Origin of the sequence: Actinophytocola xanthii (assembly GCF_001921205.1) — a bacterium.
Taxonomy (GTDB): domain Bacteria; phylum Actinomycetota; class Actinomycetes; order Mycobacteriales; family Pseudonocardiaceae; genus Actinophytocola; species Actinophytocola xanthii.
On sequence record NZ_MSIE01000090.1, the window covers coordinates 23,760 to 38,774 of the forward strand.

Genomic DNA, 15,015 nt, shown 5'->3' on the forward strand with positions numbered 1-15,015 from the left:
TTGAGTAGCTCACTAGTGACGTCGGACACACTGCGAAAAGGCTACGAAACCTCGCATCGTCGATCTCCGGGGCGATGTAACAGAGATCCGGTGGTCTACTGCTCAACCAGGGAGGCGGCATGGCAGGACTGCGGCTCGTCCGGGCGCTGGTGCTCGGCGCCGGTTGGGTCGGTGGGCTGACGGGGGCGGCGTACGGCCTGCTCAGCGGTCAGTCGAGGCGCGCGCGGACGATCATCGGCAAGGCCAGGGGCCTGCCGCTCAACGCTGACGGCGTGTACCTGCCCGACGGCCGGGGCCCGGTCGCCGACGAGCCGGCCGAGGTGCTCTCGTTCATGGTGCTCGGGGACTCGCTCGCGGCGGGGCTCGGCGCGGAGACGCCCTGTCGGCTGCCCGGGGTCATCCTCGCCCGGGGTCTTGCCGCGAGGTCCGGGCGGCCGGTGCGGCTGACCACGCACGCGATGAGCGGGTCGCGGACGACCGACCTGGCCGCGCAGGTCGACCTGGCGCTGATCGACCCGCCGGAGCTGGTGTTCGTCATCGTCGGCGGCAACGACGTGACCACCCGCAAGCGCGTCCGGACCTCGGCCGAGGCACTCGGCCGGCACGTGTGCCGGTTGATGCGGGAAGGCAGCACGGTGGTCGTCGGCACCTGCCCCGATCTGGACATCATCCAGCCGATACCGCAGCCCCTGCGCACGGTCGCGTCTCGCTGGGGGCTCGCCCTCGCCCGGGCACAGCGCCGCGAGCTGATACGGGTCGGGGCGCACCCGGTCTCGGTCGCCGCGCTGATCTCGCCGGAGTTCCGCCGCCGGCCGCGGGAGCTGTTCAGCGAGGACCGCTTCCACCCCAACGGCGCCGGGTACGAGCTGGCCGCGAAGGTGATGCTCGGTCCGCTGTGTGATGCTGCCGGTCTGTCGGGTCGCGGGGAGCTTACTCACAGGTAACCTCGTCCCAGGGCATTCACCGACGAGGGAGTTGCGCCATGCCAGATGCGGTCATCGTTTCCGCCGTCCGGTCCCCCATCGGCCGAGCCGGAAAGGGCTCGCTGGTCGACATCCGGCCCGACGACCTGGCCACCCAGATCGTGCGAGCGGCGCTGGACAAGGTGCCGGAGCTCGACCCGACCGACATCGACGACCTCATGCTCGGCTGTGGCCTCCCCGGCGGGGAGCAGGGCTTCAACATGGGCCGCGTGGTGGCGGTCGAGCTCGGCTACGACCACCTGCCCGGCTGCACGGTGACCCGCTACTGCGCGTCCAGCCTGCAGACCACCCGGATGGCCTTCCACGCGATCAGGTCGGGCGAGGGTTCGGTGTTCGTCAGCGCCGGCGTGGAGACGGTGTCGCGCTTCGCCAAGGGGAGCTCGGACAGCTGGCCCGACACGCACAACCCCCTGTTCGCCGAGGCGGAGACCCGCACCGCGACTGCCGCGGCCGAGGGCGCGGGCGAGTGGCACGACCCCCGCGAGGACGGCGCGGTGCCCGACGTCTACATCGCGATGGGCCAGACGGCGGAGAACCTGGCGCTGGCCAAGGGCGTGACCCGGGAGGACATGGACCACTTCGGTGTCCGCTCGCAGAACCTGGCGGAGGAGGCGATCAAGGCGGGCTTCTGGGCCAGGGAGATCACCCCGGTGACCCTGCCCGACGGCCGCGTGGTCGACACCGACGACGGCCCCCGCCCCGGCGTCACCTACGAGAAGACCTCCACCCTGCAGCCGGTGTTCCGTCCGGACGGCCGGGTGACCGCCGGCAACTGCTGCCCGCTCAACGACGGCGCGGCCGCGCTCGTCGTGATGAGCTCGGACAAGGCGGCGGAGCTGGGCCTGACCCCGCTGGCGAGGATCGTGTCGACCGGGGTCTCCGGACTGTCGCCGGAGATCATGGGCCTCGGCCCGGTGGAGGCGTCGAGGCGGGCGCTCGCGCTGGCCGGCATGACCATCGACGACATCGACCTCGTGGAGATCAACGAGGCGTTCGCCGCGCAGGTGATCCCGTCCTACCGGGAGCTGGGGATCGACCCCGACAAGCTGAACGTGAACGGCGGCGCGATCGCGGTCGGCCACCCGTTCGGCATGACCGGGGCGCGGATCACCACCACGCTGATCAACTCGCTGCGGTGGCACGACAAGCAGTTCGGCCTCGAGACGATGTGCGTCGGCGGCGGCCAGGGCATGGCGATGGTGATCGAGCGGCTCAGCTGAGCGGCCTCGGGCCTCCCCCGCCGGGGAGGCCCGAGCTTCAGACGCTGGGCGCCATCCGCGTCGCGGCAGCGATCACGCGGTCGAAGGCGTCGCCGTCCCTGGGGTCGTACAGGCCGGCGAGCAGCTTGAGCACGAGCTTCATCAGCGTCGTGCGGGGCAGGCCGTACTTGGTCGCCGTGCGCATGACCAGCGGGTTGCCGATCAGCCGGCTGAAGATGTTGCCCAGCCGGTAGTAGCTGCCCAGGGCCTGCTTCATCGCCACCGGGTACCCGGCCAGCGCCCGCTCCCGGGACGGCCCCTCGGGCCGGGCCAGCGCCTGGACGACGCACTCGGCGGCGAGGCGGGCCGACTCCATGGCGTAGCCGATGCCCTCGCCGTTGAACGGGTTGACCATGCCCCCCGCGTCCCCGACCAGCAGCAGGCCGCGCGAGTAGTGCGGGGTGCGGTTGAAGCCCATTGGCAGCGCCGCGCCGCCGATCTTCCCCTGGGCGTTCTCCTCGCGGAATCCCCACTCCTCGGGCGTGCCGTCCAGCCAGGAACGCAGCAGGGCCCGGTAGTCGGTCTTCCCGAACGCCTTGGAGGTGGACAGGATGCCCAGCCCGACGTTCACGGTGCCGTCGCCCATCCCGAAGATCCAGCCGTAGCCCGGCAGCAGGCGCGGGTCGGCGGGGTCGGAGCGGTCCCACAGCTCCAGGTGGGACTCGAGGTAGTCGTCCTTGGTGCGCGGCGAGGCGTAGTACCGCCGCACGGCGACGCCCATCGGGCGGCTCTCGGTCTTCTCCAGGCCGACCGACAGCGCGAGCCGGGCGGACACGCCGTCGCAGGCCAGCACGATGGGAGCGCGGTAGGTGACCGGGGTGCGGTCCGGGCCGACCTTCGCCGCGACGCCCACGACCCGCCCGTCCCGCTCGTCGGTGACCGCGCCGGTGACGGTGGTCTGTTCGAGCAGCCGGGCGCCGGCCCGCTGGGCGGTCTTCGCGAGCATCTCGTCGAAGTCCTGGCGGGGGCGGACCACACCGTAGGGCGGGAAGGTGGCCAGGTCGGGCCAGTCGAGCTCGATGGTCACCCCGCCGCCGACGACGCGCAGGCCCCGGTTGTGCAGCCAGCCCGCCTCCTCGCGGGTGTCCACGCCGAGGTCGATGAGCTGCTTGACGCCACGTGGGGTGAGGCCGTCGCCGCACACCTTCTCCCGGGGGAACGTGCTTTTCTCCAGGAGCAGCACGTCCAGCCCCGCGCGGGCGAGGTAGGTGGCCGCCGTCGAACCGGCGGGACCGGCGCCGACCACGATGACCTCGGCGTCCTCCGCTGCCTTGCGGCGGCTGGGGCTTCCCATCCGGCGACTCCTCGCGGCTTGTGAAAACGTTCACGAACGAGTCCATTCTATCCGCAGGTCACCCGCACGAGGGCGTGACGAAACGGACAGGCGGTTTCGACCGACATTCAGTCATCACATCGTGAGCGCCGTCTGGGGGCCGACATGACGAGTGACATGGCGAGTTCGGACCGGACGCTGCCGACCGGGGCGGCGGCGCGGCCGGCGCCGCTGCTCGGTCCGACCACGGCCTCGACCGTGCTGGTCGGCGCGACCGCGGTGGCCGCGCTGCTGGACGCCTGGACCGCCTGGTACCACCACGGCGTCGCCGTCGAGTACGGCGCCGGTACCCCTGGCGTCTGGGTCTCCGACCTCACCAGCGCGGCGTCGACCAGCCGCACGGCGGGGACGCTGTACCTGATCTCGCTGGTGGCGACGGCCGTGGCGCTGCTGGTCTGGGTCGCGCGGACCCGGGCCAACGCCCGGCTGGCCGGGCAGTACGAGGGCTCGGGGTACCGGGTGCTCGCGGTGGCCGGCTGGTTCCCGGTCAGCCTGGCCACCGTCGTGGTGACGCTGGGGACGGCGGCACTGCTCGGCGCGGAGCCCACGCTCGACGAGCTGGCCCGGTTGGCCACGCTGGACTCGGCGGTCGCCGTCGTCCAGGTCGTGACGGCGGTCGCGGTGATCGTGCTGCTGCGCCGGCGACCGGTGGTGGTCCCGGCGCCGCGGTGAGCCCGCTCAGGCTGGGTCGGCGGCGGGTGCCGAGGGCTTGGTCGCGCGGTGCAGCGCCACCACCCCGAACGTGAGGTTCAGCCACTCCACGTCCTGCCAGCCCGCCTGGGCCACCAGCTCGGCGAGGGTGCGCTGGTCGTGCCAGTCGCGCATGGACTCGGCCAGGTAGCCGTAGGCGTCGCGGTTGGACGAGAACGGGCGGATGATCCAGGGCAGCAGCCGCAGGACCACGTTGTGGTGCAGCCAGCGGACCGGCCGCCACGGCGGCTGGGAGACCTCGCAGACGACCAGCCGGCCGCCCGGGCGGACCACCCGGCACATCTCGCGCAGCGCGGCGACCGTGTCGTTCATGTTGCGCAGCCCGAAGGAGACGGTGACCGCGTCGAACGCGTCGTCGGCGAAGGGCAGGTGGAACGCGTCCGCGGCCACCTTGGGCACGTCCCGGTGCGCCCCGCCGCGCAGCATGCCCAGGGAGAAGTCGGCCGCCACGCACCAGGCGCCGGAGCGGGCGTACTCGGCGGTGGACACCGCCGTGCCCGCGGCCAGGTCGAGGATCTTCTCCCGGGCGGTGGCGTCCAGAACCCGGCGGGTGAGCCAGCGCCAGCGCCGGTCGAACCCGAGCGTCATGACCGAGTTCGTCCGGTCGTAGCCCCTGGCAACCGCGTCGAACATCTCGGCCACATCGCGGGGGTCCTTGTCCAACCCAGCACGAGACATGCGCCAGACCCTACGGCAACCGCTCAGGCCGCCAGCAACGCGGCGCTCACCTCGCCGTAGTGGCCGAGCAGTTCGTCGCAGACCGCGGACCAGGTACGGGACTCGACCGCCTCACGGGCGGCGAGCCCGATCCGCCGGCGCAGCGCCCGCTGCCGCAGCCGCTCCACGGTGAGCCAGAGCTCGGCGGCGAACCGCTGGTCGTCGTGCGGCTCGAGCAGGAACCCGGTCCGGCCCGGCTCGACGAGGTCGCGCAGGCCACCCGCCGCCGGGGCGACCACCGGCAGGCCGGAGGCCATGGCCTCCTGCGCGGCCTGGCAGAAGGTCTCGTGCGGGCCGGTGTGCACGAACACGTCCAGGCTCGCGTAGGCCGTCGCCAGCTCCGCACCGGTGCGGAAGCCGAGGAACGCCGCGTCCGGGAGCATCGCGCGCAGCCTCGGCTCCTCGGGACCAGCACCGACCACGACGACCCGCACCCCCGGCATGCCGCTCAGCGAGGCCAGCCGGTGCACCTGCTTCTCCGGGGCGAGGCGGCCGACGTAGCCGACGAGCAGCTCCCCACCGGGAGCGAGCCGCTCACGCAGCCGCAGGTCGAGGTGCCAGGGCGCGAACTGCTCGGTGTCGACACCTCGGGCCCACCGGTGCACCCGAGGCACGCCGTGCCCGCGGAGCTCCCGGACCGAGGTCAGCGACGGGGCCAGGGTGCGGTCCGCGCCGCTGTGCAGCCGGCGGATCCAGCGCCAGGCGGCCCTGGCGCCGTGCCGCAGCCCGTAGGCGGCGGCGAAGCCGGCGACGTCGGTCTGGTAGACCGCGACCACGGGCACGCCCAGCCGTCGCGCCGAGCGCAGACCCGCCGCACCCAGGACGAACGGCGACGCGAGGTGCACGACGTCCGGCTCGAACTCGGCCAGCGCCGCGTGCACCCGCGGCGAGGGCAGGCCGATCGGCAGCGTGCTGATCACCGGTAGGTCGACCGCCCGGACCCGGCGCACCGGCGCGTGCAGGTAGTGGTCGGGACCCGTGGTCCCGGGCGCGACCACGAGCGCCTCGTGGCCGCGCTCGTGCAGGTGCTCGAGGACACGGAGGACCGAGTTGGTCACGCCGTTGACCTGCGGCAGAAAGCTCTCGGTGACGATGGCCACACGCACAATGCACACGGTCGCAAGCCCCGCTGCCGCTGGTCGGACACCGACGTGTCCGGCGGGCGAACGTTTGCCGACAAGCCGGATCGAGGTCGGTGGCAGGCGTACCGCTACGAGGTGCGGCCGGCGGCCGGGAGGGCGCGGCTGAGCCAGGTCGTCACCGGTGCGAGGGTCTCCGGGGCGGGCCAGCCGTTGACCACGGCCAGAAGCCGGCGGTAGCGCTCCCAGCGCTGGTCGCCGACCGCGCGAAGGTAGGCCGGCAGGCCGCCGGCGCCGCCGGGTCCACCGTGCGCGACGTAGCCCGCCACCGCGGACGCGGCGATCGTCGCGGCCTCGGCCGAGGTCGGGTCGACGCCGGCGGCGACGGCCGGGCCGACCCGCTGGCTCAGGCGGGCGCCGTGATCGGGTCGCACGCCGGGGCCGGTCGCCGTGCGTTCGGCCGCCAGGTGCTCGGCCAGCAGCCGCAGGCCGTCGCGGAACTCCGCCTGCTGGCACAGCTCGGCCAGCTCCACCCACGCCCGGACCTGCTCGGTCTCGGCGTCGTCCGGCAGCTCCGGGGTGAGCGAGCGGCGGATCCCGACGAACACGGGATCCTCCAGGTCGCCGAACACCGAGTCGAGGAACTCCTCGACCAGACGCCGGCGCTCGTCCGCGGACAACGTCGCAAGCCTGTGCAGCACAGCCATCTCCTCCGGGTCGGATCCGCGCCCCGCCACCGCGATCAGCACCGCGCGCCGCAGGCCCAGGGTGCGGATCCGGACCGCCAGCGCCTCGGCGTGTGCCGCCGCGACCTCGGTCAGGGTCAGCTCCCGAGCCAGCACCGCGCGGATCGTCGGCAGGTCCACCTCCAGCTCGCGCAGGGTCCGGACCAGCTCGAGGCGGGCCCGGGACTCCTCGTCGTAGCGGCGCTGGCCGGCCGGGCCCCGGTCGACCGGCGGCACGATGCCGCGGTCGGAGTAGAACCGGATGGTCTTGACCGTCAGGCCGGTGAGCCGGGCCAACTCGCCGATCGAGTAGAGCGGGTCGCCGTTCATGCGCACACCCTGACGTCTCCCCCCGGGGGAGACGCAAGCTATGCGTCAGCTATGCGTCGTAGTCGACGGCGACGGTCGCCGAGCGGGGCAGGGCCTGGCAGGTGAGGACGAAGCCGGCGTCGACCTCGTGCTGCTCGAGGGCGTAGTTGCGGCGCATCTCGACAGCGCCGGAGGTCACCTTCGCCCGGCAAGTGCCGCAGATGCCGCCCTTGCAGGCGAACGGGAGGTCGGCGCGGACCCGCTGCGCGGCGTCCAGGATGGGGGTGTCCGCGGGCAGCGTGAGCGTGGTCTCGCGGCCGTCGAGCACCACCGTCACCTCCGCCGCCGGGCCCGTCACCAGGGCCTCCTCCGGCCGCTTCACCTCCGGCGGCGGCTCGTCGACGTAGAACAGCTCGCGGTGCACGCGCTCGGCGGGCACGCCGTGGGCGGTGAGGGCGCGGTCGGCGTCGGCGAGCATGCCGAACGGGCCGCACAGCCACCAGTGGTCGACGTCGGAGGTCGGCACGACCGTGCCGAGCAGCGTGGTCAGGCGTTCCTCGTCGAGGCGGCCGGAGAACAGCGCCACGTCCCTCGGCTCCCGGGACAGCACGTGGACCAGCTGCAGCCGGGCCGGGTGGCGGTCCTTGAGGTCGGCCAGCTCGTCGCCGAACATCACGGTGTCGGTCCGGCGGTTGCCGTACAGCAGCGTGGCCCGGCTGTCCGGGTCGGACTCCAGCAGCGTCGTCATGATCGACAGGACCGGGGTGATCCCGGAGCCCGCGGCGACGAACCCGTGGTGGCCCCCGCGCTGGTCGGGGTCGGGGGTGAACCTGCCCTGGGGCGGCAGCACCTCGAGCACCTCGCCCGGCCGCAGCGAGTCGACCAGCCTGCTGGAGAACAGCCCGTCCGCGACCCGCCGCACCCCGATCCTGGGCGGCCCCGGCGGCGCCGAGCAGATCGAGTACGAGCGCCGCTCCTCGACGCCGTCGACCTCCTGGCGCAGCGTGAGGTACTGGCCGGGGCGGAAGGCGAACGTCGCGGCGAGCTCGGGGGGTACGGCGAACGTGACGGCCACGGCGTCCGGGCACAGCCGGTCCACCGCCGCCACCCGCAGCGGGTGGAACACCGCTCTGCCGCTGGTCATCTACAGCTCCTTGACGTGCTCGAACGGTTCGCGGCAGGACTCGCAGCGGCGCAGGGCCTTGCAGGCGGTCGCGGAGAACCGGGAGAGCTCGGTGGTCTCGGCACTGCCGCAGCGCGGGCAGGGGACCCTGGCCGGCGGGGGCACGAGGTTCAGCGGCACCGGCCCGGCCGGGCGCGGGCCGACCCGGGCGGGCGGAGCGATGCCGTGCTCGAGGAGCTTGCGCCGGCCGGACTCGCTGATCCAGTCGGTCGTCCAGGCCGGAGCGAGCACCGTCCGCACCTCGACGTCGCGGTAGCCGGCCTCGGTCAGCGCCGTACGCAGGTCCCGACGCATCTCCTCGATGGCGGGGCACCCGGAGTAGGTGGGCGTGATCGTGACGACCACCCGGTCGTCGCTCTCGATGACCTCGCGCAGCACGCCGAGCTCGGCAAGCGTGAGCACCGGCAGCTCGGGATCGAGCACGCCCTCGGCCACAGCCCTGGCGGTCACCAGGACGCTCCGGGGAGCGAGCGGGCGAGGTACTGCATCTCGGCCAACAGGTAGCCCAGGGCCTCGGTGTGTGCCCCGTCGCGGCCGGTCCGGCCGGCCACCGGGGACAGCGGGGCGATCTCCGGGCGGTGCAGGCCGGCGGCGCCGAACACGGTGTCGAGGACCTGGTCGACCTCGGGGCGGAGCAGCGAGGGGTCCACCGCGACCCCGGGCAGGGCCAGCTCGACCGGGTGCGGGTCGAACAGCTCCCCGACCAGGGGCCAGACCCGGGCGAGGCCCGCGACCATGCGCTCCCGGGAGTACTCGGTGCCGCCAGCGAGCCGCAGCGTCCACTGGGCGGCGTGGTCGCGGTGGTAGGCCAGCTCCTTGACGCCCTTCGCCGCGACCGCGGAGAGCACCGGGTCGGCCGACTCGACGAGGCGGCTGAACACCGCAAGGCGCCAGGAGGAGAACACCAGCAGCCGGGCGATCGTGCTGGCGAAGTCGCCGCCGGGGCCGGGGCCGCAGTCGATCTCGACCAGCCGGACGTTGCGGAACTCGTGCTCGTCGCGCAGGTAGGCGAGGGTGTCCTCGTCCCGGCCGGCGCCCTCGACCTCACCCGCCCGCGACAGCAGCAGCCGCGCCTGGCCGAGCAGGTCCAGCGCGATGTTCGCCAACGCGACGTCCTCCTCGAGCTCGGGGGCGCGCGAGCACCACTCGGCGAGCCGCTGGGACAGGACCAGCGCGTCGTCGCCGAGCATCAGGCAGTACGCGGTCAGCTCGGCGACCGGCACGCCGGCCGGAAGCGCCCGGTCGACGCCCGCGAGCGGATCGTCGAACCCGGTGCCGAACGCCCAGTGGGCGTCCTCCCCGGCGCCGTCGTTGATCGCCTCGTAGGCGTTGTCGAAGCTCATCTGCCCCCGCTCACAGGTGCGGGACGTCCTCGGGGATCGAGTAGAACGTCGGGTGCCGGTAGACCTTGTCGGCCGCGGGTGCGAAGAAGGGGTCCTTCTCGTCGGGCGAGGAGGCGGTGATCGCGGCCGCCGGGACCACCCAGATGCTGACGCCCTCGTTGCGCCGGGTGTAGAGGTCGCGCGCGTTGCGCAGCGCCATCTCGTCGTCCGGCGCGTGCAGCGAGCCGACGTGCACGTGGTTCAGCCCGCGCTTGCCCCGCACGAACACCTCGTACAGCGGCCACGACGACCGCGGCGACTCGCTCATGCGGCGCCCTCCTGGCGGGCCTGCTTCGCGGCATAGGCGGCAGCGGCCTCGCGTACCCAGGCGCCGTTCTCGTGGGCGGCGCGGCGGTGGTCGACGCGCTGCCGGTTGCACGGGCCGTCGCCGCCGACGACCCGCCAGAACTCGTCCCAGTCGATCTGGCCGAAGTCGTGGTGGCCGCGCTCGGGGTTCCAGCGCAGCTCGGGGTCGGGCAGCGTCACGCCGAGCGCCTCGGCCTGCGGCACCGTCATGTCGACGAACTTCTGGCGCAGCTCGTCGTTGGTGTGCCGCTTGATCCGCCAGGCCATCGACCGCTCGGTGTTCGAGGAGGCGTCGTCGGGCGGCCCGAACATCATCAGCGACGGCCACCACCAGCGGTCGACGGCGTCCTGGACCATCCGGCGCTGTGCCTCGGTGCCGCGCATCATCGTCATCAGCAGCTCGTAGCCCTGCCGCTGGTGGAACGACTCCTCCTTGCAGACCCGGATCATCGCGCGGGCGTAGGGGCCGTAGGAGGTACGGCACAGCGGCACCTGGTTGCAGATCGCGGCGCCGTCCACCAACCAGCCGATGACGCCCACGTCGGCGAAGGTGAGCGTCGGGTAGTTGAAGATCGAGGAGTACTTCTGCCGGCCCTGCACCAGTCGGGTGGTCAGGTCCTCGCGGTCGGCGCCGAGGGTCTCGGTCGCCGCGTACAGGTACAGGCCGTGCCCGGCCTCGTCCTGCACCTTGGCCAGCAGGATCGCCTTGCGCCGCAGCGAGGGGGCGCGGCTGATCCAGTTCGCCTCCGGCTGCATGCCGATGATCTCGGAGTGCGCGTGCTGGGCGATCTGGCGGATGAGCGTCTTCCGGTAGCCGTCGGGCATCCAGTCCCGCGGCTCGACGCGTTGCTCCGCGGCGACGACCCGGTCGAACTCGCGCTCCCGTTCAGCGTCCACACCTCGATGTTACATGCGAAGACGCGAATTTCAGATAGGTGTCACATCCGGGCTGCGCGCCCCGCGCCGCAGCGCCCAGATCGACGGGATCAGCACCGCCCACGCGCCGAGGATCGTCAGCCCGACCGGCAGCAGCGTGACGAACGCGCCGCGACCCATCACCCGCACCAGCTCCGGGTTGTCCTGCCGGTACTCGACCTTCACCACGTCGCCGACCTCGAGCCCCGCCGGATAGAGCACGCCGACCTGCGGGATGTGCTCGGCGCCGTCGGGGGTGTAGAAGCGGACCAGGGTCCGGGTGAACGAGTCCGCGACGACCTCGGCGTCGGCCTCGGCGAGGTCACCGTCGATCGAGATGTCCTCGGTCCAGGCGGCGACCACGAGCACCACGGCGAGGAAGGTGACGACGCCGCCGAACGCGAGCAGCGAACGCGCGGCGATCCGTCGGACCAGCCGGCGCCGGCCCTCACCCTCCCGCTCCACCGCCACGCGCCGAGCCTATCGGGAGCGGCCGAGCGGACCGCTCCCCACGCCCGGGCGGAGCAATGCCGACGCGGCGCTACCGCCTTAGCCCGTTCGGATTACGCCTTTCGTGGGGTTACCTGGAATTCAGGAGAACGTACTATTTCGGTTCGCGCAGAGCCCGTTTCCCGGCGCCGCGCTTTCCCCGGCGATCTTGGAGGACGCGTTGCAACGAAGAATTCTCGTCGGCCTGACGAGCGCCGCGGTGGTGGCCGGGCTGACGGCGGTCGGTCCGGCCGCGCAGGCCGCGCCACCCCTCGGTGCGTCGCCCGACCAGCTCACCGCCACCGGCGTGGACGACCTGCCCAGCCTCGAGGAGCAGAAGCGCCGGGTGCTGCGCCAGACGGCGCTCGCCGACGTGCTCTCGGGTGAGCGGAAGACCGAGAAGCGCGGTTCGAGCACCGTGGTCAAAATGGGCAAGAAGTCCGGTCCGAACAGCAAGCGCAAGGCGAAGGCCGGCTCCGTCGACCAGTACGTCGAGTTGTCGCGCGAGAAGACCGACAACATCTTCGTCGTCCTGGTGGAGTTCGGCGACGAACGCCACCCCGACTACCCCGACCAGGACACCGCGCCGAACACACCGGGCCCGGTGAGCTTCGAGGGGCCGCTGCACAACCAGATCCCCGAGCCGAACCGCGCGGTGGACAACTCCACGATCTGGCAGCCGAACTACGACCGCCAGCACTTCATGGACCTGTACTTCTCCGACGACCCGAACGTGGACTCGGTCGCGAACTACTACGAGCGCCAGTCCTCGGGCCGCTACTCGGTGCAGGGCACGGTCTCGGACTGGGTCAAGGTCCGCTACAACCAGGCCCGCTACGGCCGCTCCAACGGCTACCCCTGCCCGGGCAACACCTGCAACAACGCGTACAACCTGGTCGAGGACGGCGTGAACCAGTGGTACGACGACCAGGTCGCGGCCGGCAAGACCCCGGAGCAGATCCGTACCGAGCTGGCCCGCTACGACGTCTGGGACCGCACCGACCACGACGGTGACGGCAACTTCGACGAGGCCGACGGGTACATCGACCACTTCCAGATCGTGCACGCCGGCGGCGACCAGGCCGACGGCGACCCGATCTACGGCGAGGACGCGCTGTGGAGCCACCGCGCGTTCGCGTTCAAGGGCGACCAGAGCGGCCCCGACGGCAACCTCGAGGGCGGCACCGAGATCGGCGACACCGGTCTGTGGGTCGGCGACTACACCATGCAGCCCGAGAACGGCGGCATCGGCGTGTTCGCCCATGAGTACGGCCACGACCTGGGCCTGCCCGACCTCTACGACTACTCCGGCAGCGGCGGCTCGAACCACGTCAACTGGTGGTCGCTGATGGCCCAGCAGCGTGTCTCGGGCCCCGGTGAGCCGGTGGGCTACCGGGTCAACGACATGGACCCCTGGTCCAAGCTGCAGCTGGGCTGGCTGGACTACGAGGTCGTGGTCGCCGGGCAGACCAGGACCCTGCAGCTCGGCCCGCACGAGTACAACTCCGCCAAGCCCCAGGGCGTCGTCGTCGTGCTTCCGGACAAGCGGGTCACCACCGACTACGGGGCTCCCGCGGCCGGTCAGCGGCAGTGGTGGAGCAGCAAGGGCGACGACCTGGACACCACGATGACCAGGACCGTCGATCTGACCGGCGCGTCCACGGCGTCCCTGGACTGGCAGTCGCGCTACGAGATCGAGACCGACTTCGACTACCTGTACGTGCAGGCCTCCACCGACGGCTCGACCTGGACCACGTTGGACGGCACCGTGGACGGCCAGCCGTTCGCCCGCGACGCCGACGGCAATCCGGCACTGACCGGCAGCACCGGCGGCGAGTGGGTCGACACGCACGTCTCGCTCGACCAGTTCGCCGGCGCACCCGTGCAGCTGCGGTTCCGCTACGTGACCGACGGCGGGTGGGTCGAGAACGGCTTCTTCGCCGACGAGATCAGCGTGACCGCCGACGGCCAGCAGGTGTTCGCCGACGGGGCCGAGAACGGCGCGAACGGCTGGGCACTGGACGGCTTCCGCTCGACACTGGCCGTGGAGACCGACTCGTTCGACAACTTCTACATCGCGTCGAACCGGACCTACGAGTCCTACGACCAGTACCTGCGGACCGGGCCGTACAACTTCGGGTTCCCGAGCAAGCCGGACTGGGCCGAGCACTTCCCGTACGAGACGGGCCTGCTCGTCTGGTACTGGGACACCTCCCAGACCGACAACAACACCAGCCGCCACCAGGGGCAGGGCCTCATCCTGCCGGTCGACGCCCACCCGGCGCCGATCTACAACCTGGAGGGGCAGATGTGGCGGGAGCGGATCGCGGGCTACGACGCGCCGTTCTCCCTGAACAAGGCCAGCTCGTTCACCCTGCACGTGAACGGCAAGCCGAGCTACGTCCGCGGCCAGCCCGCCGTGCCGACCTTCGACGACACGAAGAAGTACTGGTACGCCGAGCAGCCCAACGCCGGGGTGAAGCTACCCGCGACCGGGACCACCATCCGGGTCCAGTCGCAGAGCGGCACCTCCATGAAGATCAGGATCGGCACGAAGTGACGTAGTCGATCTGGCAGGTCGATTCAGCAGGTCGAACGAGAAACGGGCTGCCCGGCCGGGCAGCCCGTTTCTCGTTCAGCTCAGCGCTTCGCCGACCGCGGCGCGGAGGCGGGCGTGGAGGTCGCGCAGCAGGGAGCGGCTGCCGCGGACCTCGACCACCCGCAGGCCGGGGGCGGGGCGCAGGGCGGAGCGGAACGCCTCCCGGTCGGCGGCGAGGACGTGCTCGACCCGGTAGCCCGCGCAGAGCGCGGCCAGGTCGGCGTCGTGCGGGGTGCCGAAGACCCGCTCGAAGGCGCGCTGGTGTTCGGCCGCTCCCTGTTCGAGCAGGGTGAAGATGCCACCGCCGTCGTCGTTGTGGACGACCACCGTCAGGTCCGGGCGGCGCTCGGGGGGGCCGACCAGCAGGCCGTTGAGGTCGTGCAGGAACGTCACGTCGCCGACCAGGGCGTAGGTCGGGCGGCCCGTCGCCAGGGCGATCCCGGCCGCTGTCGAGGTGTTGCCGTCGATCCCGGCCACGCCCCGGTTCGCGTACACCCCGAGGTCGGAGCGCGGGTCGGCTACCAGGTCGACGTCGCGGATGGGGTTGGACGAACCCACCATGAGGTTCGCACCGCTCGGGAGGGCCTCGACCAGGTCGGCCGCCAGCTGGAGACCGGTCGGCCACCCCTGCTCGCCGAGCAGCTTGTCCACGGCGGTCTGCGCGTTCGTGTCGGCCTGGCGCCAGGCCGACAGCCACTCGGTGTCCACACCCTCCACCCAGGACATGTCCTCGAGGCCGAGCCAGTCTCGTACCTGGGTGACCAGGTGCTGCGGATCGGTCCACCGGGCCTCGTCGTCCACCGCGTACACCGGTGCGGTGCCGAGCAGTCGCCGCACCCCGCGGGACAGGGTCGGGCGCCCGACCACGACCACCGCGTCGGGCCGCAGCTCGGCGGGTAACTCCCCCGCCGAGAGCAGCAGGGTCCCGCGGCGCAGCACGTTCACGCCGCCGGCGAGGGCCGCGGCGTGGGCGGTCGGCTCGGCCACGGCCGGCCAGCCGGCGGTGGCGGCCACCGCGGCCGCCG

The 15,015-nt window shown here is 72.4% G+C and carries 15 protein-coding genes; 4 read left to right on the top strand and 11 right to left on the bottom strand.

The annotated features are described in order from the left end of the window. Nucleotides 1–119 precede the first annotated feature (119 nt). Both BU204_RS33620 and BU204_RS33625 read left to right on the top strand, forming a co-directional pair. On the top strand, nt 120–944 hold the full coding sequence (locus BU204_RS33620; protein WP_075129844.1) for an SGNH/GDSL hydrolase family protein: 825 nt from the start codon (nt 120–122) through the stop codon (nt 942–944). Nucleotides 945–982: 38 nt separating this feature from the next. Further along, nucleotides 983–2,203: an acetyl-CoA C-acetyltransferase gene (locus BU204_RS33625; RefSeq protein WP_075129845.1), complete on the top strand. Its 1,221-nt coding sequence runs from the start codon at nt 983–985 to the stop codon at nt 2,201–2,203. A gap of 37 nt (nt 2,204–2,240) precedes the next feature. Here the strand turns inward: BU204_RS33625 and BU204_RS33630 are convergent, their stop codons facing one another. Further along, nucleotides 2,241–3,536 carry a geranylgeranyl reductase family protein gene (locus tag BU204_RS33630; protein ID WP_075129846.1) on the bottom strand — a complete coding sequence of 432 codons (1,296 nt, stop codon included), beginning with the start codon at nt 3,534–3,536 and terminating at the stop codon, nt 2,241–2,243. Nucleotides 3,537–3,692: 156 nt separating this feature from the next. On the opposite strand from BU204_RS33630, the gene BU204_RS33635 reads away from it, so the two are divergent. Further along, complete coding sequence (locus BU204_RS33635) at nt 3,693–4,247, top strand: hypothetical protein (protein ID WP_075129847.1); 555 nt, start codon at nt 3,693–3,695, stop codon at nt 4,245–4,247. A gap of 6 nt (nt 4,248–4,253) precedes the next feature. Here the strand turns inward: BU204_RS33635 and BU204_RS33640 are convergent, their stop codons facing one another. From BU204_RS33640 to BU204_RS33680, 9 genes are all read right to left on the bottom strand, one after another. Continuing rightward, entirely contained in the window at nt 4,254–4,964 is a 711-nt protein-coding gene (locus BU204_RS33640) for a demethylmenaquinone methyltransferase (RefSeq protein WP_075129848.1), read from the bottom strand. A 23-nt stretch (nt 4,965–4,987) separates the two neighbouring features. After that, a complete protein-coding gene (locus tag BU204_RS33645; protein ID WP_198943085.1) occupies nt 4,988–6,109 on the bottom strand; it encodes a glycosyltransferase family 4 protein in 1,122 nt (373 codons plus the stop codon). A 104-nt stretch (nt 6,110–6,213) separates the two neighbouring features. After that, complete coding sequence (locus BU204_RS33650; protein ID WP_075129850.1) at nt 6,214–7,137, bottom strand: MerR family transcriptional regulator; 924 nt, start codon at nt 7,135–7,137, stop codon at nt 6,214–6,216. A 49-nt stretch (nt 7,138–7,186) separates the two neighbouring features. Beyond that, complete coding sequence (paaE, locus tag BU204_RS33655; RefSeq protein WP_075129851.1) at nt 7,187–8,260, bottom strand: 1,2-phenylacetyl-CoA epoxidase subunit PaaE; 1,074 nt, start codon at nt 8,258–8,260, stop codon at nt 7,187–7,189. Further along, a complete protein-coding gene (gene paaD / locus BU204_RS33660) occupies nt 8,261–8,752 on the bottom strand; it encodes a 1,2-phenylacetyl-CoA epoxidase subunit PaaD (RefSeq protein WP_075129858.1) in 492 nt (163 codons plus the stop codon). Further along, nucleotides 8,746–9,642: a 1,2-phenylacetyl-CoA epoxidase subunit PaaC gene (paaC, locus tag BU204_RS33665; RefSeq protein WP_075129852.1), complete on the bottom strand. Its 897-nt coding sequence runs from the start codon at nt 9,640–9,642 to the stop codon at nt 8,746–8,748. Before paaC ends, paaD begins: the two co-directional genes overlap by 7 nt. A 10-nt stretch (nt 9,643–9,652) precedes the next feature. After that, nucleotides 9,653–9,949: a 1,2-phenylacetyl-CoA epoxidase subunit PaaB gene (paaB, locus tag BU204_RS33670; protein WP_075129853.1), complete on the bottom strand. Its 297-nt coding sequence runs from the start codon at nt 9,947–9,949 to the stop codon at nt 9,653–9,655. Beyond that, the gene (gene paaA, locus BU204_RS33675; RefSeq protein WP_075129854.1) at nt 9,946–10,884 is read right to left on the bottom strand and encodes a 1,2-phenylacetyl-CoA epoxidase subunit PaaA; all 939 of its coding nucleotides are present in this window, start codon (nt 10,882–10,884) and stop codon (nt 9,946–9,948) included. The genes paaB and paaA overlap by 4 nt, the downstream gene beginning before the upstream one ends. Before the next feature lie 30 nt (nt 10,885–10,914). Beyond that, complete coding sequence (locus BU204_RS33680) at nt 10,915–11,373, bottom strand: DUF3592 domain-containing protein (protein WP_143229929.1); 459 nt, start codon at nt 11,371–11,373, stop codon at nt 10,915–10,917. Nucleotides 11,374–11,572: 199 nt separating this feature from the next. Between BU204_RS33680 and BU204_RS33685 the strand changes: the two genes are divergently transcribed. Continuing rightward, a complete protein-coding gene (locus BU204_RS33685) occupies nt 11,573–13,951 on the top strand; it encodes an immune inhibitor A domain-containing protein (protein ID WP_075129855.1) in 2,379 nt (792 codons plus the stop codon). Nucleotides 13,952–14,026: 75 nt separating this feature from the next. On the opposite strand, the gene BU204_RS33690 is transcribed toward BU204_RS33685, so the two are convergent. After that, nucleotides 14,027–15,015 (bottom strand): thiamine pyrophosphate-dependent enzyme (locus BU204_RS33690; RefSeq protein WP_233160917.1); only part of this gene is annotated, 989 nt, incomplete at its 5' end.